Origin of the sequence: Streptomyces sp. NPDC059816, assembly GCF_042732055.1 — a bacterium.
Classification (GTDB): Bacteria; Actinomycetota; Actinomycetes; order Streptomycetales; family Streptomycetaceae; genus Streptomyces.
In genome coordinates, this window is record NZ_JBHWIQ010000007.1 from 113,666 (window position 1) to 133,553 (window position 19,888).

At 71.7% G+C, this 19,888-nt stretch carries 16 protein-coding genes and 1 pseudogene; 10 read left to right on the forward strand and 7 right to left on the reverse strand.

Annotated elements, in window-relative coordinates; genetic code table 11:
* Positions 1 to 140 precede the first annotated feature (140 nt).
* The 6 genes from ACFV88_RS11880 to ACFV88_RS11905 all read left to right on the forward strand — a co-directional run bounded on the left by ACFV88_RS11880 (position 141) and on the right by ACFV88_RS11905 (position 5,875).
* Positions 141 to 1,262 carry a hypothetical protein gene (locus tag ACFV88_RS11880; protein ID WP_385488977.1) on the forward strand — a complete coding sequence of 374 codons (1,122 nt, stop codon included), beginning with the start codon at positions 141 to 143 and terminating at the stop codon, positions 1,260 to 1,262.
* Between the two features lie 70 nt (positions 1,263 to 1,332).
* Entirely contained in the window at positions 1,333 to 2,358 is a 1,026-nt protein-coding gene (locus ACFV88_RS11885; RefSeq protein ID WP_385488980.1) for an endonuclease/exonuclease/phosphatase family protein, read from the forward strand.
* 63 nt (positions 2,359 to 2,421) lie between these two features.
* Positions 2,422 to 3,474: a Gfo/Idh/MocA family protein gene (locus ACFV88_RS11890; RefSeq protein WP_385488983.1), complete on the forward strand. Its 1,053-nt coding sequence runs from the start codon at positions 2,422 to 2,424 to the stop codon at positions 3,472 to 3,474.
* A 162-nt stretch (positions 3,475 to 3,636) separates the two neighbouring features.
* The gene (locus ACFV88_RS11895; protein WP_385488986.1) at positions 3,637 to 3,885 is read left to right on the forward strand and encodes a hypothetical protein; all 249 of its coding nucleotides are present in this window, start codon (positions 3,637 to 3,639) and stop codon (positions 3,883 to 3,885) included.
* Positions 3,882 to 4,283, forward strand: coding sequence for a DNA-binding protein (locus ACFV88_RS11900; RefSeq protein ID WP_385488989.1), 402 nt, complete (start codon positions 3,882 to 3,884; stop codon positions 4,281 to 4,283). Before ACFV88_RS11895 ends, ACFV88_RS11900 begins: the two co-directional genes overlap by 4 nt.
* A gap of 152 nt (positions 4,284 to 4,435) precedes the next feature.
* The gene (locus ACFV88_RS11905) at positions 4,436 to 5,875 is read left to right on the forward strand and encodes a WGR domain-containing protein (RefSeq protein WP_385488992.1); all 1,440 of its coding nucleotides are present in this window, start codon (positions 4,436 to 4,438) and stop codon (positions 5,873 to 5,875) included.
* A 102-nt stretch (positions 5,876 to 5,977) separates the two neighbouring features.
* On the opposite strand, the gene snpA is transcribed toward ACFV88_RS11905, so the two are convergent.
* On the reverse strand, positions 5,978 to 6,682 hold the full coding sequence (gene snpA / locus ACFV88_RS11910) for a snapalysin (RefSeq protein WP_385488995.1): 705 nt from the start codon (positions 6,680 to 6,682) through the stop codon (positions 5,978 to 5,980).
* A 309-nt stretch (positions 6,683 to 6,991) separates the two neighbouring features.
* Here snpA and ACFV88_RS11915 point away from each other — a divergent pair.
* Positions 6,992 to 7,942, forward strand: a pseudogene (locus ACFV88_RS11915) (LysR family transcriptional regulator); the annotation flags it as partial.
* A 221-nt stretch (positions 7,943 to 8,163) separates the two neighbouring features.
* Here ACFV88_RS11915 and ACFV88_RS11920 read toward each other — a convergent pair.
* A complete protein-coding gene (locus tag ACFV88_RS11920) occupies positions 8,164 to 10,263 on the reverse strand; it encodes a PhoX family protein (protein ID WP_385488998.1) in 2,100 nt (699 codons plus the stop codon).
* Between the two features lie 234 nt (positions 10,264 to 10,497).
* On the opposite strand from ACFV88_RS11920, the gene ACFV88_RS11925 reads away from it, so the two are divergent.
* Positions 10,498 to 12,048 carry a VWA domain-containing protein gene (locus tag ACFV88_RS11925; RefSeq protein ID WP_385489001.1) on the forward strand — a complete coding sequence of 517 codons (1,551 nt, stop codon included), beginning with the start codon at positions 10,498 to 10,500 and terminating at the stop codon, positions 12,046 to 12,048.
* A 210-nt stretch (positions 12,049 to 12,258) separates the two neighbouring features.
* Entirely contained in the window at positions 12,259 to 13,977 is a 1,719-nt protein-coding gene (gene metG / locus ACFV88_RS11930; protein WP_385489003.1) for a methionine--tRNA ligase, read from the forward strand.
* A gap of 177 nt (positions 13,978 to 14,154) precedes the next feature.
* On the opposite strand, the gene ACFV88_RS11935 is transcribed toward metG, so the two are convergent.
* The 3 genes from ACFV88_RS11935 to ACFV88_RS11945 all read right to left on the reverse strand — a co-directional run bounded on the left by ACFV88_RS11935 (position 14,155) and on the right by ACFV88_RS11945 (position 16,253).
* Entirely contained in the window at positions 14,155 to 14,742 is a 588-nt protein-coding gene (locus ACFV88_RS11935; RefSeq protein ID WP_385489006.1) for a Uma2 family endonuclease, read from the reverse strand.
* A gap of 199 nt (positions 14,743 to 14,941) precedes the next feature.
* Positions 14,942 to 15,709 carry a GntR family transcriptional regulator gene (locus ACFV88_RS11940; RefSeq protein WP_385489008.1) on the reverse strand — a complete coding sequence of 256 codons (768 nt, stop codon included), beginning with the start codon at positions 15,707 to 15,709 and terminating at the stop codon, positions 14,942 to 14,944.
* Position 15,710: 1 nt separating this feature from the next.
* On the reverse strand, positions 15,711 to 16,253 hold the full coding sequence (locus ACFV88_RS11945; RefSeq protein WP_385489011.1) for a GntR family transcriptional regulator: 543 nt from the start codon (positions 16,251 to 16,253) through the stop codon (positions 15,711 to 15,713).
* A 186-nt stretch (positions 16,254 to 16,439) separates the two neighbouring features.
* Here ACFV88_RS11945 and ACFV88_RS11950 point away from each other — a divergent pair, with 186 nt between their 5' ends.
* The gene (locus tag ACFV88_RS11950; RefSeq protein ID WP_385489013.1) at positions 16,440 to 16,949 is read left to right on the forward strand and encodes a hypothetical protein; all 510 of its coding nucleotides are present in this window, start codon (positions 16,440 to 16,442) and stop codon (positions 16,947 to 16,949) included.
* 213 nt (positions 16,950 to 17,162) lie between these two features.
* Here the strand turns inward: ACFV88_RS11950 and ACFV88_RS11955 are convergent, their stop codons facing one another.
* Positions 17,163 to 17,705: a dihydrofolate reductase family protein gene (locus ACFV88_RS11955; protein WP_385489016.1), complete on the reverse strand. Its 543-nt coding sequence runs from the start codon at positions 17,703 to 17,705 to the stop codon at positions 17,163 to 17,165.
* A gap of 211 nt (positions 17,706 to 17,916) precedes the next feature.
* Positions 17,917 to 19,680, reverse strand: a complete 1,764-nt coding sequence (gene aspS, locus ACFV88_RS11960) for an aspartate--tRNA ligase (RefSeq protein WP_385489019.1) — start codon at positions 19,678 to 19,680, stop codon at positions 17,917 to 17,919.
* Positions 19,681 to 19,888: the final 208 nt, after the last annotated feature.

Here is a 19,888-nt window from a genome sequence, read left to right on the forward strand (position 1 = left end):
GGGCGCGGGCCCCACCACCCCTTCGACCGGCAGCACACGTCTCCCGGCCCCGCCACGCAGCACGCGCCGCTCGGGTGCAGGTCCACCCGAACACCACCCCCCGGCTCGCGCCGGACGCCCGCGCGCCGTTGCGTGGAACCGTGCCCCCCACCAGACGCGGCCGACTGCGCCGCACGGCCTCCGCGACGCTGATCGTCGCGGCCTGTGCGCTGCTGCCCCTCGCCACCGCCGCCGTTTGGGCCCGCAGCGAAATCGGCGACGCCGACGCGTACACCGCCGCGATGGCGCCCCTGGCCACCGAACCGGGCGTACGGGACGCCCTCGCGGACGCCGTCACCGCCGGCATCATGCGCGAGGTCGACCCCGACGCCCTCCAGGAGGGCACCGTACGGGTCTTCGTCCGGGACGCGGTGGGCTCCTTCACCGCCACCGACGCCTACCGCGGCAGCTGGGACACCGCCAACCGCACCGCCCACGACGTGGTGATGCGCGCCGTCCGCGAACAGCACGGCGAACGCGTCACGATCGACCTGGCCGCCGTCACCGCGCAGGTCAAGCAGAGCCTCGTCGACGACGGGGTGCCCTTCGCCCGGCGCATCCCCGTGCAACCCACGGTCGTCACCGTGCTCAGCGGCGAGGAACCCGAACGACTCCGCAAGGGGGTCCACATGCTCGAACTCGCGGGTCTCTGGCTGCCCGTCGGCTCCGTCCTGCTCGCCCTCGGCGGCATCCTGCTGGCCACCCTCCGCCGGCGCGCCGTCACCGCGACGGCCCTCGGCACGGCAGCGGCGGCGGCGGTGCTGGCCATCGCCATCGCCGTGGTCCGCGAGGTCACCCTCGGCGACCTCCCGCCGCACGTGTCCCGTGCGGCGGCCGGCGCGGTGTTCGACGCCCTCACCGGCTCGTTGCGCACCGCGGTACGGGTGATCCTCGTCCTCGGGCTCGCGGTGGGCCTCGCGGGCTGGGCCGCCGGACGGTTCTCCGGAGTGCGCGGAGCACGCGCCGCGCCGCCCGCACCCGTGGCCGAACCCGCCGGGCGCACCCTGACGGTCACCCCGTTCACCCACCCCGCAGGACACCCCACCGGACGCCCCGCCGGAACCACCGCCGGAAGCCCCACCGGAACCCCTGCCGGGCACCCTGTCGGCCCGCCCCTGCTCGCCGCGGAAGCCGCGCCCCGCACCCACCGACCGCCCGCCCGGGCAACCGTGACCGGCCGGTCGCCGTCGTCCTTGGGAGAGGATGCAGACGACGACACGTAGCCCACGGATCCGCGCGGAACCGCCGGACAGCACCGGAAGCGGGCCGCACGGCCGGAAGGAACAGCGGGACATGGCAACGCCCACGCGGACCGACGACGACACCCTCCCCGGCCCGCCGCCGCCCGCACCCCGGCGTCGACGCGGAGCCAGGGCCTGGCTCGCGGGCCTGCTGCTCCTCGGCGTCAGCGTGGTGATGGGCTGCCGACTCCTCGACAGCGACGGCTTCACCCCCGTACCGCAGCTCCTCGCGTTCCTGCCCTGGCTCGCCGTCCCGACCGGGGCGGCCCTGCTGCTCGCCGCGTTCGCCCGCTGGCGCACCGGCCTGGTCTGGGGCGTGCTCGCGCTGGGCCTGGTCGCCTGGTACTCCGAGCCCTACGGCAAGACCTCCACGCCCGACGGCCCGCCGCACGCCGAGCTCCGGGTGATGACCTCGAACGTCGAGTACAGCGTGGCGACCGGCACCCTGATCGACGCGGTCCGCCGGGAGCGCCCCGACCTGCTGTTCGTCCAGGAGTGCGACCCCGGCTGCCTGGCGGAGCTGCGCAAGGAGATCGGCGCGGACTACCCGCACCGCACCGCGGTCGAGGCGTACGGCGCGGAGGGCTCCGCGATCCTCAGCCGCACCCCGCTGCGGGCCACCGCGGGCCTACCCGGCAGCACCCTCGGCATGCCGGGCGCCACCACCGAAGTCAAGGGCGAACGGGTCCGCCTGCAACTCGCGCACCCCATGCCCCCGCTGCCCGGCGGACTCGGCACCTGGCGCCGCGAACTGGACGCCCTGCACGACCTCGCCGCCGCCGATGACGGGGTCGCGGCCGGCCCGATGATCGTCGCGGGGGACTTCAACGCCACCCAGGACCACGCCGCGTTCCGCCGGCTCGTCGATGCGGGCCTGCGCGACGGCGCCCGGCTCGCCGACTCCTCCCGCACCGCCACCTGGCCCTCCTCCACCGCCGCACTGATCGGCGCGCAGATCGACCACGTGCTCGTGTCCCGCGACTTCGCCGCCCGCGACGCCCGCTTCCTCGACCTGGGCGACACCGACCACCGCACGGTCGTCGTCGACCTGACCCTGCACAAGACGCCGCGCGGATAGGGCGCTGGTCCGCGCCCCCGAAATCGGCTTGCACGACGGCCCGACGCCCCTGACGTTGGAGCCATGCGGATACGTGTGGGAGTCGTCGGGCTGGGCATGGGACTGCACCTGGCGCACTGGTGCCGACGGGTCGGGATGGACGTCGTCGCCCTGTGCGACCGCGACCCCGAACGCCGCGCCGCAGCCGCCGCGGAACTCCCCGACGCGGACCTGACCGAACGCTGGGAGGACCTGCTCGAACGCCCCCTGGACGCCGTGGTCCTGGCCAATGACTTCGACGCGCACGCACCGCTCGCCGTCGCCTTCCTCGACCGCGGCGTGCACGTCCTGTCCGAGTCCGCGGCCTGCACCGACGAGTCGGAGGGCCGGGAACTGATCGCCGCGGCGGACCGCTCGACGGCCACGTACTCGTTCGCCGAGAACTACGTCGTCCACCCGCACGCCCGACTGATCCGGGCCGCTGTCGACGCCGGTGAACTGGGCCGGATCTCCCTGATCGAGGCGGACTACCTGCACGGCATGGCACCCGGAACGGTCACCTCCCTGATCGGCGACCCGAACCACTGGCGGGGCCGCATCGCCCCCACCGCGTACTGCACCCACACCCTCTCCCCCGTCCTGGCGCTGACCGGCGCCCGCCCGGTCGAGGTGGCGGCGTTCACCGTCGACGAGCGGGACCCGCGCAGTGCGGTGGTGATGACGGTCCGCCTGTCCACCGGGGCGCTGGCCGTCACCCGACACGGCTTCCTCCAGGGCGAACCCGACAGCCACTGGAGCTGGCTGTCGGTGCGCGGCACCCACGGCCTCGCGGAGTCGCTGCGCGCACCCGGCGACCGCGCCTACGCGGTACGCGTGCGCAACGAGGGCTGGACCACGCCCGACGGCGCGGTGCGCGACGAGGAACGCGACCCGCCGCACGTCCTGGTGGACGGCTCCCCCGTCGAACGCCGCGCCGAGGGCACGGTGTTGCTGCTGCGCGCCTTCCGCGACACGGTGGAACGGGGCGCCCCGCCACTGGTCCCGGTGCGGGACGCGGTCGCCGCTTCCCTGGTGGGCGTCGCGGGCGCCCGCTCCCTGGCGGAGGGCTCCCGCCCGGTGCCGGTGCCGCAGCTGTGACGGGCTGCGGCTCGGCCTGCGGCGCACGTACGTGGTGACGACTGACACGCCCCAGAGGGCAAGGGTGCACCCTCGGCCACCTCCGCACGCTCCGGGATGCTCAGTGCGTTCTCTCTGCGGCAACACCCACCTTCGATGCGCATACTCCAGTATGCTTGCCGCATGGCCTCAACGACTCGCATCACTGTCACCCTGCCCAGCGAGCAGGTGGCAGAACTCCGCAAGCTCACTGACAACGTTTCCGGCTACGTGGCGGAAGCGGTGGCCCGCCAGATTCGGCACCAGTTGTTGGGCGACGACCTGCGACGCTATGAAGAAGAGCACGGCAGCTTCAGCGACGAGGAACTGGCGGAGGCCCGGTCGAAGATCTTCGGCGCTAGCAACACGTCCGAGAACGCGGACGCAGCATGAACGAGCGCTTCGAGACCGTCGTCCTGGACTCGGAGGGCCTGTCGACCTGGATCGCCCAGGACCGGAAGGTCCTCGCCATGCTGAGGGTGTTCCACGAGATGGGCGCCGACCTCGTCATCGGGGCGAACACCATCGTGGAGGTCAGCCACGCCCGCACCAACATTCCCCGTCTCAACTGGACCCTGTCGCGGGTCAAGGTGGAGCCGGTGACCGAACAGGCGGCGAAGGCCGCTGCACAGCTCCTCAAGGAAGCCGGACTGCACGGTCACAAGTACGCCATCGACGCCACCGTGGCAGAAGTGGCGCTTCGCCAACCGGGGCCCGTTGCCCTGCTGACGTCCGACAGGGACGACATGACGAAACTCTGCGGAGATCGGGTCCGCATCATGGCTCTCTGACCTCACTGCCCCCTCTGACGCGTCGGCCTCTCCAGACTGAACGTACCGTGCGACCCGTCCCCCGGCCTCGTTGTCAGTGGGGCGCCCTACTGTCCGAGGTAGTGGGAACGGGCCGACGGAACGGCCGGTTCCATCCTGGGGAGGGGTCTGCCGTGGCGCGTTCGACGACGTATCTGGAGCTGTCGCAGGAAGGCGACGGCGCGCACAAGTTCTACGAGGTGACCGTCGACGGCACCGTGGTCTCCGTGCGGTACGGGCGGATCGGCGCGGACGGCCAGACGACCGTGTCCTCGTTCCCCACCGAGGTCAAGGCGCGGGCCGCCGCGGCGAAGAAGGTCGGAGAGAAGGTCCGCAAGGGCTACGCGACCGCCGTGCAGGGGGCCAGGGCCGCCCGACCGGTGACCCGCCGCCAGGTGAGCTCCGCCCCGTCGACGGCCCGCTCCACCGCGCCGGTGCTGTGGCGACTGCGCACCGGCTCCGCGGCGTTCGGCATCCACATCGACCAGGACCGCTGCTGGGTCGGCAACCAGGCGGGTGACGTCTACTCACTCAGCCACGGCGGTGAGGTGCTGGCCCGCTACTCCCTGCCGGACGGCGTCAAGTGCCTGGTCGCCGACGACTTCTGGATCTACGCGGGCTGCGACGACGGCACGGTGTACGACCTGTCGTCGAAGCTGCCGTTCGGTGCGTACACGATCGCCCCGGACGTCGACATCTTCTGGCTGGACATCCACGAGGGCGTCCTCAACGTCTCCGACGCCCGCGGCGGGCTCACCGTGATCGACCACGAGGACGAACACCAGTGGTCCCGCAAGTCGCAGGGGCAGCACGGCTGGATGGTCCGGGCCGACGCACGGGGCGTCTACCACGGGCACGGGGCGGGAGTGACGGCGTACGCCCAGAACGGCACCGGCGAGCTGTGGCACACCCCGACCCGGGGCGGGGTGCTGTTCGGCTGGCAGGAGGACGACTCGGTGTACGCGGGCACCGCGCGGCACGTGGTCCAGCGGCTGGCGAAGTCCACCGGTGAGGTCGTCGCCGACTACCGCTGCGACACCTCGGTGTACTCCTGCGCCACCGCGCCCGGCGGCGCCTACGTCTTCGCGGGCGACTCCTCGTCCTCGGTGTACTGCTTCGACGCCGCGGGCAACCGGCTGTGGAAGCTGGGCACCGGCAGCGGTTCGGCGCTGTCCATGCAGTACCTGGACGAGCGGCTGTACATGGTCACCACGGACGGCTCGCTGGTCTGCATCGACGCCTCGGACGCCGCCATCGCCGCCGCCCAGCAGGGCACCGTGCCGGTGGCCAGGGACGTCAAGTCGGCCGCCGCGCTGCCCGCGTACACGCCGGTGAGTTCGGTGTCCGCGCTGGCGACCGTCTCGGCGGCGCCGGCGGGCGGGATCGTCGTGGAGTGCGTCCAGACGGGCTCCCGGATGCGGGTGCACGTCGTGTCGGACGGCTACGACCCGCGGTGGAACGTCCAGTTCCCGCGCGGGATGCGCGAACCGGGCGCCCGGTACGTGGTGGACGGGCTGCACACCTCCGCCGGGGGCTTCTACCGGGTGCGCGGCGAGATACGCCGACTGGTGTGAGGCACCCCGCGCCGGGGGAAAGGGTGGTGCGGGCCGCCCGGCGAGAGGGGCGGCCCGCACCTGTGGGGGGTGAGCGGACGTACCTGGTGTGGGGGTGGTGCGTCAGCCGTTCTTGGCGGTGCCGAGCGTGGCGCCCGCCTTCTCCAGGGCCTTGGCGAAGCCGTTGACCCAGAGCTGGTTGACCCGCGCGCGCTCCGCCGCGTTGGGGTAGGCGTTGCGGCACGAGGTGCCCGGACCGCCGCCCGACATCAGCTCGCTGCACGGGCCGCGGTAGTTGTCGTACAGGCCGAGCACGTGGCCCGTCTCGTGCGAGGTGACCCGGGTGGAGTCGTACTGCTGGTTCTGGCGGTAGTCCAGGAAGATGAACCCGCGGCCGTGCATGTTGGTCGAGGCGTACGAACCCCGCGGGTCGTTGCCCTCGCGGTAGGTGAAGTCCGCGGCGCCGGTGACCTCCTGGAGCCGCACGTTGGACACCGAGCCGTTCCAGATGGCGGTGCTGCTGGCTATCTGGCCGCGGAAGGACGGGGCGCTGGAGGCGTTGTAGCGGACGGTCACCAGGCGGGCGCCGGGGTTGGCGGCCCGCTTCTCCGCCACCGACTTCACGACCGCCTCGAAGAACCTCTTGGTCGCGGCGGAGTCCTCCTTCGACCCCTCGTAGCGGGCGATCGACTCGGTGGTGGAGGCAGTTCCGGTGGCCTCGGCGGCGCGGGCGTCCGCAGCGGCGGCGGGGAGGGTGGCCGCGGCGGCCGTCACCGCGGCGATGCCGAGGCCCAGGGCGGCTGACAGGAAGCGTGTGGGGGGCTTCATGGTGCGCTCCTCTTGTGTGCGATCGGGTCCGGGTGGGGCCCCGGGGAGCGGGGTCCCGAGGGAGGGTGGGGGGTGGGAACCGGTTCGACTGCTAAGGAGTTTCAGGGAGGAACGCGAGTTCGGGATGATGGCAAGTGGTGATAGCCCGGCCCTATCACTTCCTTGACGCACCCCGTTACGGACGCGTCAGCAACAGCCCCCGTACGGCTCCCGTACGGCTCCCGTACGGCTCCGGAATCCCTGGAGTCCCGGCAGTGTGACGAGGACCGTCTGGTGCGGGTGCCCTGAGCGGGCCTACGCTCACTTGTCATGGACCTCGAAGTGAGGCACCTCCGCGCCCTGTGCGCCATCGCCGACACGGGCAGCCTGCACAAGGCGGCCCGGTCCCTGGGCGTCGCTCAGCCCACCCTCAGTACACAGTTGCGCCGTATCGAACAGGCCGTGGGCGGACGGCTGTTCACCCGGGAGCGGTCCGGTTGCCGCCCCACCCCGCTCGGCCGGGTCCTGCTCGGGCGGGCCCGCCCCCTGGTCGCGGAGATGCGGGCCCTGGTCAACGACACCCGGGCCGCCGCGGCGCGCGCCACGGACGGCACCCAACTGCTGATCGGCTCCACCGCGAGCCGCGCACTGCCCGGTTGGTTGCGCAGGCTGCGCCAACGGCACCCGGGTACGGAGCCGACGCTCCAGATGGACGTGTCATCGAACGCGCTGCTCGGCATGGTCGCCGACGGCCAACTCGACGTGGCGTTCGTGCACGAGGTGGAGGGCAGTCCGCTGCGGTTCCCCGCCGAGCTGCGCAGCCGCGTCCTCGTCGAACGGGAGCCCCAGTTCGTGACGTTGGCGGCCGACCACCCGGCGGCGGCCCTGCGCTCCGTACCGGTCGACGCCCTGGCGCACGACCGCTGGATGGTCGACTCGACCGTGGACGGGGAGTGGGACGCGGTGTCCCGGGTGCTGCGGGAGGCCGGCCTCAATCCGCGGGTGCTGCACGGGGACTACCTCACCGCGTACACCCTGGTCGCCACCGGCGAGGTGGTGACGGTGTCCCAACCGACCACGCTGCCCCGACCGGACACCGTGGTGCGCCCCCTGGAGGGCGACCCGATCGGGGTGCGGCTGCTGCTGGTGGCCCGGACCTGCACGGAGTTGGACGCGGCCTTCGACGATCTGGCCGCGGCGTATGCGGAGGCGGCGCAGGAAGCGCCGGCCTACGCCCGGTGGTTGGCGGACCGGGGCCGCAGCAGCGCCGTCCGGCCCGCCGCCGCTCCCGCCCCCGCCCCGGCCCCGGCCCTGGCAGTCGAACGCCCCGCTGAACATCCCGCCGAGCGCCCGGCCGAACACCCCGCCGCGCCGGTCCGTCTACCGGGGCACGGCCGGGTATCCGTAACGGGGTCAGTTCCCGTAACGGGGTCGGTTCCCGTGGCGAGTGCGGGGCCGGAGCCCGGGCCGGTGCCGTCGCCCCGGCGGCCGAGCCGGTGGGGTCAGGTGCCGATGGCGTGACCGTCGGTGCGCCAGACCGCGACCACCGAGGGCCGCACCATCCGCCCCGGACCGTCCGGCCAGGTGCTCGCCGGCCGCTCCACGCTCGCCCCGTCCACCTCGCCCGGGTGCTGCACGGCGACCAGTACCCGACGGTCCTGGACGATCGGGCCGCAGGTCTCCGCCCCGGTCGGCACGGTCAGGAACTGTTTCAGTTCGCCCCGGCGTTCCCCGCGGGTCGCGACGCCGAACAGTCCGTCGTGGGTGCCGAGCGCATTGCCGTCCGTGGAGATCCACAGGTTGCCGTGCGGGTCGAAGGCGAGGTTGTCCGGGCAGGAGATCGGCGAGACCCGGTCCTTGGGGAACCCCGCGAAGTACGTCGCCGGGTCGTCCGGGTCGCCCGCCACCAGGAACAGGCTCCAGCCGAAACGGGTGGCCTCGGGGCGGTTGCCGTACTCGGTGAGTTCGAGGATCTGACCGTGCTTGTTGCGGTTGCGCGGGTTCGCCTCGTCCGCCCCGGGCTTGCCGGGCTTGCCGCGGTCGGAGTTGTTGGTGAGGGCCACGTACACCCGGCCGGTGTGCGGGGACGGCTCCACGTCCTCGGGGCGGTCCATCTTGGTGGCGCCCGCCTGGTCCGCGGCCTGCCGGGTGAAGACGTACACCTCCTCGGCGGTCATGCCCGGCACGTGCGAGACGGCGCGTCCGCGCGGGCCCGCGGTCGCCAGCGGAATCCACTGGCCGCCGCCGTCGAACTCCCCGTCCGAGGGGAGCGTTCCGGTGCCGTCGAACTCCGCCGCCGGGGAGTCCCCGGTCAGCTTCGCCACGTAGAGGGTGCCCTCGTCCAGCAGGGTCAGGTTGTGCGCGTGCGCGGTGCGGCTGTTACCGCGCACGCGCCTCTTCGAGGAGACGAACTTGTAGAAGTAGTCGAAGCGCTCGTCGTCGCCCATGTAGACGACGGGCCGGCCGTCGGCGGTGAGCCGGGGCTGCGCCGCCTCGTGCTTGAACCGGCCGAGCGCGGTCCGCTTGCGCGGCGTCGAGTCGGGGTCGTACGGGTCCAGCTCCACGACCCAGCCGAACCGGTTCGCCTCGTTGGGCTCCTTCGTCAGGTCGAACCGGTCGTCGAACCGCTCCCACTTGCGCTCCGACGCGCCGCCCGTCAGCCCGTACCGCTTCAGCCGGGCCGCCGTCACCGGGTCGGTGACCCGGTCGGCGTGACCGAAGTACTGGTTGAAGTTCTCCTCGCCGTGCAGCGTGGTGCCCCACGGGGTCTCACCGCCGGCGCAGTTGTTGAGGGTGCCGAGCACGGTGACGCCCCGCGGGTCGGCCCCCGTGCGCACCAGCCGGTCACCCGCGACGGGGCCGGTCAGCCGGAACTCGCTGGTCATGGTGAGGCGCCGGTTCAGGTGGTGGCGCGGTACGGCGGTCAACCGCCCGGTGCGGCGCTGGTCCGCCACGACCACGACCGACAGTCCGTGCGCGGCCCAGGCGATCTCCACCTGTTCGCGGGTCGGGTTCTCGGGGTCGTAGTCCCGGAACATCAGGACCTCGTCCGTGTACTCGTGGTTGGCCACGAGCAGCTGACGGCCGTGCTCGCGGGGCAGCGGCAGCAGGCTCAGGAAGTCGTTGTTGTAGCCGAACTGACCGGCCTGCGCCGCAGCGCTCTGCCGCTCGGGGTCGAAGGCCGGGGCGCCCCGCAGGATCGGGTCGCCCCAACGGATCACCAGGTTCTGCCCGTACCCCTCGGGGACGGTCACCGCGTCGTTGCGGTTCGGGGCGACCGGAGCGAACCGCAGCCCGCGGGCCGCCCGGTCCCGCGGCGGGCGGTGCCGACCGGCCGCGACCCCCTGCGCCGGGGCGGCCTGCGCCTCGGACGCCCCGGGGCCGAGCAGCGCGCCGCCGGCCGCGGCGGTGACGGTCACCACGGCCGCCGAGCGCATCAGCGAACGACGGCTGACGGCTCCGGCGATGATGTCGCCCGCGTACGCGTTGTCGCTGGTGTTGGGCACCTCGCCGAAGCAGGCGTCGCCGCAGCGGAAGCGGCAGGTGAGGGCGGAGCGACCGCCCGGGTGAGAGGTGGTGGTCATCGGCAGCAGTCTGCGCACGTCTCGTCCCCTTGTGGGTGTGTTCGGCTCGGTGTGCGTACGGCGCGAACCTAGGGCGTTCCCCTCGCGAAGGGAGGGACGAAACGTGAACGCGGAGTGAACCCGGCAGGGAGAGCCGGGGTGCCGTTGGGCCGTCGGGGTGGGTCGGCCGCTGATCGCCGGGGCGTTTGGCTAACCTTACGTGGCCATCCTGGCCAGGGATTGACAGAACAACTCATCTGAAGGGTTGCGCACATGGGCATTCTGAGTCGGCTGCGGGGCGTTTTCGGTCGGTCGAAGAAGTCGGAAGGCCCTGCGCAGGGTGCCGAAGGCGAATCGCCGCAGGTCACGGAGGGGGCTGAGGCGGCGGAGCCCGCCACGGAATCGGCCGCTCCCGCCGCCACGGCCACGGCCGAGGCATCTGCTACGGCTACGGCGTCGGCGTCGGCCCCGGGCGAGCCGTCGAGCAAGGGCACCGGCACGGATTCCGGTTCCGGCACCGGTTCCGCCGATTCCGCAACGTCGGACACCACGTCCGGTACGACCACGTCCGGTACGACCACGTCCGGTACGGACACGGACACCGGGGGGCGGGTACCGGCACAGTCGTCCGTCGCGGACGACCTGGTCTCCGCCGCGTTCGACCGGGTGAGCGTGCCCCGGCCCGCGGAGCCGGTGCGGGACCCGTCCCCGGTGGTCCCGGCCCAGCCCACCGCGCCTTCCGCGTCCACCACGTCCGCCACGTCGTCCGAGCCGGGGTCGTCGGCCTCGGAGCCCGCCGCGTCGGCAGCGGCGACGGCCCCGACGGCCTCGGTCACCGAGGTCGAGACCAAGCCGGTGATCCCGGCCCCCGCCACGGAGCCGGACCCGACCCCCGCACCGGTCGCCGAGGCGGTGACCGAACCGGTGACCGAGCCGGTCGTCACCGAGGTCGCGCCCACGATCCCCGCGCCCGCGGAGCCGATCACCGCACCGGTCACCACGCCGGAGCCCGAGGCCGCCGCGCCCGCCCCCGTACCCGAGCCCGCCCCCGTACCGGAAGCCGAGGTCGTACCGGAGCCCCAGGTCGTACCGGAGGCCGAGCCCGCCGCCGAACCGGAACCGGCCGCCGCGCCCGTACCCGCCGGGAAGCCCGCGTGGAGTCTGGCGCGGGTGCGGACCAGGGCGCCCGGCCTGGTCACCGGGTACAAGGCGGCGGGCGCCGCGCTGCGCAAGCGGGACCTCACGGGCACCCGACTGCGGGTGTACCTGGTGCTGGACCGTTCCGGCTCGATGCGCGGCTACTACAAGGACGGCTCCGCGCAGGGGCTCGGCGAGCAGGCGCTCGCCCTTTCCGCGCACCTGGACGAGGCGGCGACCGTCCCCGTCGTGCTGTTCTCCACCGAGGTGGACGGCACCGGGGAACTGGACCTCACCACGTACGAGGGACAGGTCGACGAGCTGCACGCCGCCGCCGGACGCATGGGCCGCACCAGCTACCCCGCGGCGATCGCGGAGGTCGTGGCCCACTACGAGAAGTCGGGCTCCCAGGACCCCGCACTGGTCGTGTTCCAGGTCGACGGCCCCCCGGACGTCAAGGGCGCGGCCACCGAGGCGCTCGCCGAGGCCGCCCGGCTGCCGCTGTTCTTCCAGTTCGTGGCGTTCGGCGAGCACGAGGCGAAGGGCTTCGACTACCTGCGCAAGCTGACCGCCGACAACGCGGCGTTCTACCACGCGGGCCCCGCGCCCCGGGAGCTCACCGACAAGGAGCTGTACGAGGGGCTGCTCGCCGCGCTGCCCGGCTGGCTGGCCGCCCGGCACGGCTGAGCGACATGCCGGAGCGGCACGGCCGAGCGGCCGGCGCGGCCCGGCAGAGGGGTCCCACAGGGGCGCCCCCCGCGGAAAAACTCCGCGCGGGGCGCCCCTGCCCGTCGGATACGATTTGTGGATTCCGCACCCGGCGGGGCGGGGCCGCGAGCCCCGGTCACCGGCCGGCACGGACCATCACCGCACACCGCGAACTGGGAGCAGCCCCCGATGGCTCGACACCTCATCACCAGCGCCCTTCCGTACATCAACGGGATCAAGCACCTGGGCAACATGGTGGGGTCCATGCTTCCGGCGGACGTGTACTCCCGGTACCTCCGCCAGCGCGGCCACGACGTCCTGTACATCTGCGCCACCGACGAGCACGGCACCCCCGCCGAGCTGGCGGCCAAGGAGCGCGGGCTGCCGGTGGACGAGTTCTGTGCGCAGGCGCACGACGCGCAGAAGGCCGTGTACGACGGCTTCGAGCTGGCCTTCGACTACTTCGGCCGCAGCTCCTCGGCGCAGAACGCGGAGATCACCCAGCACTTCGCCCGCAAGCTCAACGAGAACGGGTTCATCGAGGAGCGGGCGATCCGCCAGGTGTACTCGCCGACCGACGGCCGCTTCCTGCCGGACCGGTACGTCGAGGGCACCTGCCCGTACTGCGGCTACGACAAGGCGCGCGGCGACCAGTGCGAGAACTGCACCCGGGTCCTCGACCCGACGGACCTGATCGACCCGCGCTCGGCGATCAGCGGGTCCACGGACCTGGAGGTCCGCGAGACCAAGCACCTGTTCCTCCTCCAGTCGAAGCTCCAGCAGGAGGTGGAGGCCTGGATCGACGAGGTCGGCGACGCCTGGCCGCAGCTCGCCTCCTCCATCGCCCGCAAGTGGCTGACCGAGGGCCTGCACGACCGCGCGATCACCCGCGACCTGGACTGGGGCGTGCCCGTACCGGCGGACACCTGGCCGGAGCTGGCGGCCGAGGGCAAGGTCTTCTACGTGTGGTTCGACGCGCCCATCGAGTACATCGCCGCGACGAAGGAGTGGGCCGACGCGGCGCCCGCCGATGAGGTCCGGGACTGGAAGTCGTGGTGGTACGAGGCCGACGACACCGTCCGGTACACCGAGTTCATGGCGAAGGACAACGTCCCCTTCCACACGGTGATGTTCCCGGCGACCGAGCTGGGCGTGCGGGAGCCGTGGAAGAAGGTCGACTACGTCAAGGCGTTCAACTGGCTGACGTACTACGGCGGCAAGTTCTCCACCTCGCAGAAGCGGGGCGTGTTCACGGACGCGGCGCTCGACGTGCTGCCCGCGGACTACTGGCGGTACTTCCTGATCGCCAACGCCCCCGAGTCCGACGACTCCTCGTTCACCTGGGAGCACTTCACCGCCACGGTCAACAAGGACCTGGCGGACACCCTGGGCAACTTCGTCAACCGGGTGCTGTCGTTCTCGAAGAAGCGGTTCGGGGACGAGGTCCCCGCCGGCGGTACGCCCGGCGCGGCCGAGGAGAACCTCGGTACGGAGATCGCCCGGCTGCTCGCCGAGTACGAGGAGCAGATGGAGGCCCTCCAGTTCCGCAAGGCCGCGGCTGCGCTGCGCGCGCTGTGGTCGGCGGGCAACTCCTACCTGGAGGAGAAGTCCCCCTGGCTGGAGATCAAGACCGACCCGGAGGCGGCGGCGCTGACGCTGCGCACGGCGATGAACCTGATCCACCTGTACGCGGTGATCTCCGAACCGTTCATCCCGGCCACGGCGAAGACGATGCGGGGCGTGTTCGCCCTGGAGGGCGACACGGCGCCGTGGGTCACGCCGGCTGAGGCGTCCGCGTTGGTCACCGTGCCGGTGGGGACGTCGTTCACGGTGCCGCCGGTGCTGTTCGCGAAGATCACGGACGAGGACCTGGAGGCGTTCCGGGTGCGCTTCGGCGGCGGCGAGTAGTTCGTCGCCGTTCCAGCTTGACGAAGGGCCGCGCGGTTCGTCCGGCGCGGCCCTTTCCGTACGTCCACCTGTGCGGTGCGCTGTCCCGTGCGGGTGCACAGTGGTTGCTCGCGCAGTTCCCCGCGCCCCTGATCGGGCGCGTTGCGGCCGGGGTGCGCTGTCCGGTGCGGGCCGGCCTCAGGTCACCCAGTGGGTCAGGGGCTCCGTGTCGAGGTCGAAGCCGACCGGGTCGGGCAGCGGCACCGTCTTGCCGAAGGGGACGGTGAGCACGGATTCGTAGCGCACTCCGTCCGGCAGGGAGTGGACCTTGACCTCATGCGTGCCGCGGTCGATCAGCAGGTAGACCGGGATGCCGGTCTCGGCGTACGCACGGGGCTTCTCCACCCGGTCGCGGTTCGTGGTGTCCGAGTCGGAGGAGGTGACCTCCACGACCATGAGGACCCCGTCAACGGAGGCCCACTCGCCCCGTTCCAAGAAGGTCCCCGTCGGCGCGAGCAGTCCATCGGGGCGGGCATTGCCGTTGCGGTAGGTCTCGACCCTGATGCCCTGGTCCGGGTACAGCCACCAGCCCAAGTCCGCCTGGATGCACAGGCGCGTCAGCCACTCGATGATCCGTCCGTGCGCACCGTCCGGCACTGCCTTCTCCCCGATCCTTCCGTTGATGAACTCCAAGCGCAGGGCTTCGTCCACACGGTCGCCCAAGCGGGCGAGTTGCTCGAACTTCTCCTGGTTCAGGACACCCGGGCCCTGTTCAGCGCCGCTCATGCTGGACTCCTGGATCGGTGGTGACTCCCAGGGTAGGGCTCTAGCCCCGGTCGGGGGAGAACTCGTGACGAGTGGTGACATGACCGGGAGTGTAGGAGCGCCCCATGCCGTGCGACGTGCGGATCGGCGGATCGTCGCACCATGTGATGAAGGGGAGTGGAAGGGGCTTGCGGGGGCGTACGGGGTGTGAACCCTGGGACTACTCGAACTCGTATTGCAGTTCGTACAGATGGCCCGCTTTCGCCGTCACGGTCACCTCGATCGGTCGTTCGTCGTCGCTGTACACGACCCGCAGCGTGCGCAAGATCGGCAGATCCGTCGGTAGACGCAACGCCTCGTACTGGGCTTGGGTGGGCACGCGAGCCGACACGCGGTCGACGGTGAGCCTCGGCGGATATCCCATTCCGGCCAGAAGAGCCGGTGTCCCTCCCCGGATCTTCCGGGCTTCCGCCAGAGCGGTTCCCCGCGCGAGGTCGAGAGGGTAGTACGACGAGACCAGTTCGACGGGCTCCCCGTCGTGCAGCAGGAGTTGCTTCCGTTCCACCGCCGTTCCGGTCCCGGCCAGGCCCAGCCGTTCGGCCACGTCGTGCGGTGGCCGCACCTCGAACACACCCAGGAGTCGGACGCTGCCGCTCCTACCGCGCCCGGCGGCCTCGGCGAGCCACGGGTAGGGCTTGCCCGGGCCAGCGGGCCTTCCGAAGTCGGCCGGGCGGATCGTCTCCTGCCGGTGTTCGCGGACGGTCACCCCCGAGCCCGCTCGACCGATGACCAAGCGTTCGTCCTTCAGTATCCGCAACGCCTTCTGCACGGTGGCGTTCGACGCCTCGAACCGCTCCTTCAGTCGCTGCGTGGAGGGCAGGTTGGCGGCGGGCGCCAGGACACCGGACATGATCTCGTCGCGTAGATCCGCGGCGATGCGCTCGTGGAGGGGACGCCGGTCGAAGGTGTCTTCATGGGTCTCGGGCATGTCAGTCCACCCTCCTCTCGTAGCTGAGTTCCTGGGTGGCGGCCGGGAAGACCGACACGTCGACCTGGAACGGGACGCCCCGATCGTCCGCCGTGACCCGGGTCAGGGTCAGTACGGGGGCGTCGGCGCGCATCGCCAGCGACTCCCGTTCCTGAGCGTCCGGCATCCGCGCGCGCACCACTTCACGTACGACGTGAGCGACGTGTCCGAGGTCCGCCAACAGTGTGACGGCGCCACCGGGGATCTTCGAGGTCTCCGTCAGACGGGTGCCCCGGGCGATGGCCGCCGGGTAGTAGGTGTCCGTCAGCTCCGTGGGCTCTCCGTCGAGGAACATGACCCTTCGGCGGACGATCACCTCCACCGCTTCGTCGAGCTCCAGCAGCTCCGCCACCTCACTGGAGGCCCGGACTTCCCCGGCCCGGACGACGCGCTGCGTCCCCTTGCGCCCCTTGGCGGCGGTCTCGGTGGTCCAGGCGTCGGCCTGACCCGCCGCAGGGGGCCTCAGATACGGCGCGGAAGCGTGCGTCCACCCGCCTTCGGGCACGGGTCCTCCCTCTTCACCAACGTCCCAGAACCTTGCCGCTCTACACAGTAAAGCGTTCCCCCCATGGACATCTTGCTGCTTTTCGCGAAAAGCGATACGTTCGCGGACGCTGATCACCGCTGGGACGTGAAGGAGAGCCGACATGCCACAGAGTTCGAGCGTCAGCAGGGACGGGGGAGAACGCGCGTGAACCACCGTCCCCCAGCGACCGGAACCACGCCCCGGCCGGACACGGAAGCCCTCGCCCGTTGGCTCCTCCTCGCCGCCGAGAACCCCTCCACCGCTCTCACCGAGTGGGCGTCGCGCGGTGTGGCGCTGCTCGCCTGTGGGCGGACCTTCGACGCCGTCCGCATCCCCTGCGACCTGGTGCGCGTCGCGACCGGCGCCGACGACGACGCGCGGGCCGCTGCCATCCTGCGCACCGCCCTGAACGGCGGACCCGTCTTCCTCGACCGCATCACCCGGCGGACCTATGCCCTGACCGCCTGCGGCGCCTGGGCCACGGACCGGATGCCCCAGGTCGAACACCTGGGAGTCGACTACTACCTCGGCGTGCCCCGGCTCGACCTCACCGCCGGACGGAGACGTTCCCATTGGGCCGGGCCGGTCGACCGGTACGCCTGCCCCACCGCACCCCTCCACACCCTGCTCGTACGCGGCCTGGAACGGCTGCAAGCACCCCCGGTCGTTCCCTGAGCCCCCTGCCCGCGGGAACCAGCGCACGGGTCGCACCCGAAGGGGCGCGGCCAACCGCAGCGCACCCGCACGGGACAGCGCACGCACAGCGGGGCGTACCCAAGGGGCGCGGGGAACTGCGCGAGCAACCACCGCGCACCCGCACCGAGCAACGCACCAGGTGAGAAGCGCCGCCCAGGCGCCCGGAGTCGCACCCCGGCGCAGCGGCGACCGTCACGCAGGGGTGTAGGTGAGGAGGACCACGCCGGAGGCGAGCGTGGTCGTGGACTTGAGCTTCAAGTGCGCCGTGCTGACCCCGTCGAGGATGCGTTCGCCGCGCCCCGCGATGACCGGGAACATCCAGAACTGGTACTCGTCGACGAGCTTGTGCTCCAGCAGCGTGCGGTCGAGCTCACCGCCGATGCCGAACTTCACGATGTCCTTGCCCGGCTGCCGCTTCAGCGCGGCCACCTCCTCGGCGACGTCGCCCTCGATCAGCGTGGCGTTCCAGGTGGTCTCGGTCAGGGTGCGGGAGGCCACGTACTTGGGCAGGGTGTTCATCCGCACCGCGTAGTCGCCCTCCACCTCCTCCAGCGAGGGCCAGGTCTCGGCGAAGCCCTCGTACGTCTTCCGGCCGAGCAGCAGGGCGTCGGCGGAGAACAGGAGCTCACGGGCGTGCCCGGAGTACTCCTCGTCCCAGTACGGTCCGCTCCACTTGTCGGGCGCGCTGACGTCTCCGTCGAGCGAGATGAACGTGGTGGCGACGAGCTTCCTCATGGTGATTCCCTCTCAAGTCCCGCTCGGGCAGCGGAAGCAACAACAGGAGTTGCTGCTGGTGCGTGTGTGCTTTCACAGGTAAGACGGCGTCGCGGCCGAGGAATCATCCCTCGGCGAAAGTGACCTGGGTCACCACGCTTCGTGCGGGGCGGTCCGGGCACGCCGAAGGGCCCGCGACCTCGGGGGAGGTCACGGGCCCTTCGGGAGGGGACTACTTCGGCTGGGGCTTGCGGATCGTGAGGTGCAGCTCCCGCAGCCGGCTCTCGTCCAGCTCCGTGGGCGCACCCATCATCAGGTCCTGCGCGTTGCCGTTCAGCGGGAAGGCGATGGTCTCCCGGATGTTCGGCTCGTCGGCGAGGAGCATGACGATCCGGTCGACGCCCGGGGCGATGCCGCCGTGCGGCGGGGCGCCGAAGCGGAACGCGCGGAGCATGCCCGCGAACTCCTGCTCCACGGTGTCGCGCTCGTAGCCCGCGATCTCGAACGCCTTCAGCATGACCTCGGGCTCGTGGTTGCGGATCGCGCCGGAGGACAGCTCGACACCGTTGCACACGATGTCGTACTGCCAGGCCAGGATATCGAGGGGGTCCTTCTCCTCCAGGTCCTTCATGCCGCCCTGCGGCATGGAGAACGGGTTGTGGGAGAAGTCGATGCGGCCGGTCTCCTCGTCCTTCTCGTACATCGGGAAGTCGACGATCCAACAGAAGCGGAAGACGCCCTCCTCGAAGTGGCCGGAGCGCTTCGCGGCCTCGACGCGGACCGCGCCCATGATCTTCGAGACCTCGTCGTACTCGCCCGCGCCGAAGAACACGGCGTGGCCGGGGGCCAGGGCCAGACGCTTGGTCAGCTCGGCGACGTTCTCCTCGGTGAGGAACTTCGCGATCGGGCCGGTCAGCGAACCGTCCTCGGCGACCCGGACCCAGGCGAGGCCCTTCGCGCCCTGCTCGACGGCGTAGTCACCGAGCTGGTCGAAGAACTTGCGCGACTGGCCGGAGACGTCGGGCACCGGCAGGGCCCGTACGTGCTTGCCGGCGAACGCCTTGAACGCGGAGCCCTCGAACACGTCGGTGATGTCGACGAGCTCCAGCTGGGCCCGCAGGTCCGGCTTGTCGGAGCCGTACTTCGCCATGGACTCGCGGAACGGGATGCGCGGGAACGGCGAGGTGACGGGACGGCCGCCGCCGAACTCCTCGAAGAGCTCCGTCATCAGCTTCTCGATGGGCCGGAACACGTCCTCCTGCTCGACGAAGGACATCTCCACGTCGAGCTGGTAGAACTCGCCCGGCGAACGGTCCGCGCGGGCGTCCTCGTCCCGGAAGCAGGGGGCGATCTGGAAGTAGCGGTCGAAGCCGGAGATCATCAGCAGCTGCTTGAACTGCTGCGGGGCCTGCGGCAGCGCGTAGAAGCGGCCCGCGTGCAGCCGGGAGGGGACCACGAAGTCACGGGCGCCCTCGGGGGAGGTCGCGGTGAGGATCGGGGTCGCCATCTCGTTGAAGCCGAGGGCGACCATCTTGTGGCGGATCGCGGAGATCACGGCCGTCCGCAGCATGATGTTGCGGTGCATGCGCTCACGGCGCAGGTCGAGGAAGCGGTACTCCAGGCGCCGCTCCTCGTTGACGCCGTCCTCGGCGTTGATCGTGAACGGGATCTGCTGGGCCGCGCCCAGCACCTCGACCGCGTCCGCCTCGATCTCGACCTCACCGGTCGGCAGCTCGGCGTTGACGTTGTCGGCGCCGCGGGACACGACCTTGCCGTCGATGCGGACGACGGTCTCCTTGGTCAGCTTGTCCAGGACCTCGGCCGCGGCGGTGCCGGGGCGGGCGACGAGCTGGGTGATGCCGTAGTGGTCGCGCAGATCGATGAAGAGGATGCCGCCCAGGTCTCGACGGTTGTGCAGCCAGCCGCTCAGCCGGACGTCGGCGCCGACGTCAGAGGCGCGGAGCTCGCCGCAGGTGTGGGACCTGTACCGATGCATCGTGGTTCATCCAGTCTTGACGGAGTGCAGTGCCGGGCCCGTCAAGGTTACCGCCCGCCCCCAAGATCCCCCGCCCCGTTTGTGCGCCCGTCCCGGCCGCCCCGCGCACCCCGGCCGCCCCGCGCGTTCCCCGCGTTCCGTTGCCCCGCCGGCCGGCGCCGCCCCCGGACGCGGTGGCCTTTTCCGGTCCGATATTCCTACAGTGGGG

Excerpts from the sequence above, each read along its gene's own strand:
- ACFV88_RS11885 (WP_385488980.1), top strand. The coding sequence starts at position 1,333 with ATGGCAACGCCCACGCGGACCGACGACGACACCCTCCCCGGCCCGCCG.
- ACFV88_RS11890 (WP_385488983.1), top strand. The coding sequence starts at position 2,422 with ATGCGGATACGTGTGGGAGTCGTCGGGCTGGGCATGGGACTGCACCTG.
- ACFV88_RS11895 (WP_385488986.1), top strand. The coding sequence starts at position 3,637 with ATGGCCTCAACGACTCGCATCACTGTCACCCTGCCCAGCGAGCAGGTG.
- ACFV88_RS11900 (WP_385488989.1), top strand. The coding sequence starts at position 3,882 with ATGAACGAGCGCTTCGAGACCGTCGTCCTGGACTCGGAGGGCCTGTCG.
- snpA (WP_385488995.1), bottom strand. The coding sequence starts at position 6,682 with ATGAAGCCCCCCACACGCTTCCTGTCAGCCGCCCTGGGCCTCGGCATC.
- ACFV88_RS11925 (WP_385489001.1), top strand. The coding sequence starts at position 10,498 with ATGGGCATTCTGAGTCGGCTGCGGGGCGTTTTCGGTCGGTCGAAGAAG.
- metG (WP_385489003.1), top strand. The coding sequence starts at position 12,259 with ATGGCTCGACACCTCATCACCAGCGCCCTTCCGTACATCAACGGGATC.
- ACFV88_RS11935 (WP_385489006.1), bottom strand. The coding sequence starts at position 14,742 with ATGAGCGGCGCTGAACAGGGCCCGGGTGTCCTGAACCAGGAGAAGTTC.
- ACFV88_RS11940 (WP_385489008.1), bottom strand. The coding sequence starts at position 15,709 with ATGCCCGAGACCCATGAAGACACCTTCGACCGGCGTCCCCTCCACGAG.
- ACFV88_RS11955 (WP_385489016.1), bottom strand. The coding sequence starts at position 17,705 with ATGAGGAAGCTCGTCGCCACCACGTTCATCTCGCTCGACGGAGACGTC.
- aspS (WP_385489019.1), bottom strand. The coding sequence starts at position 19,680 with ATGCATCGGTACAGGTCCCACACCTGCGGCGAGCTCCGCGCCTCTGAC.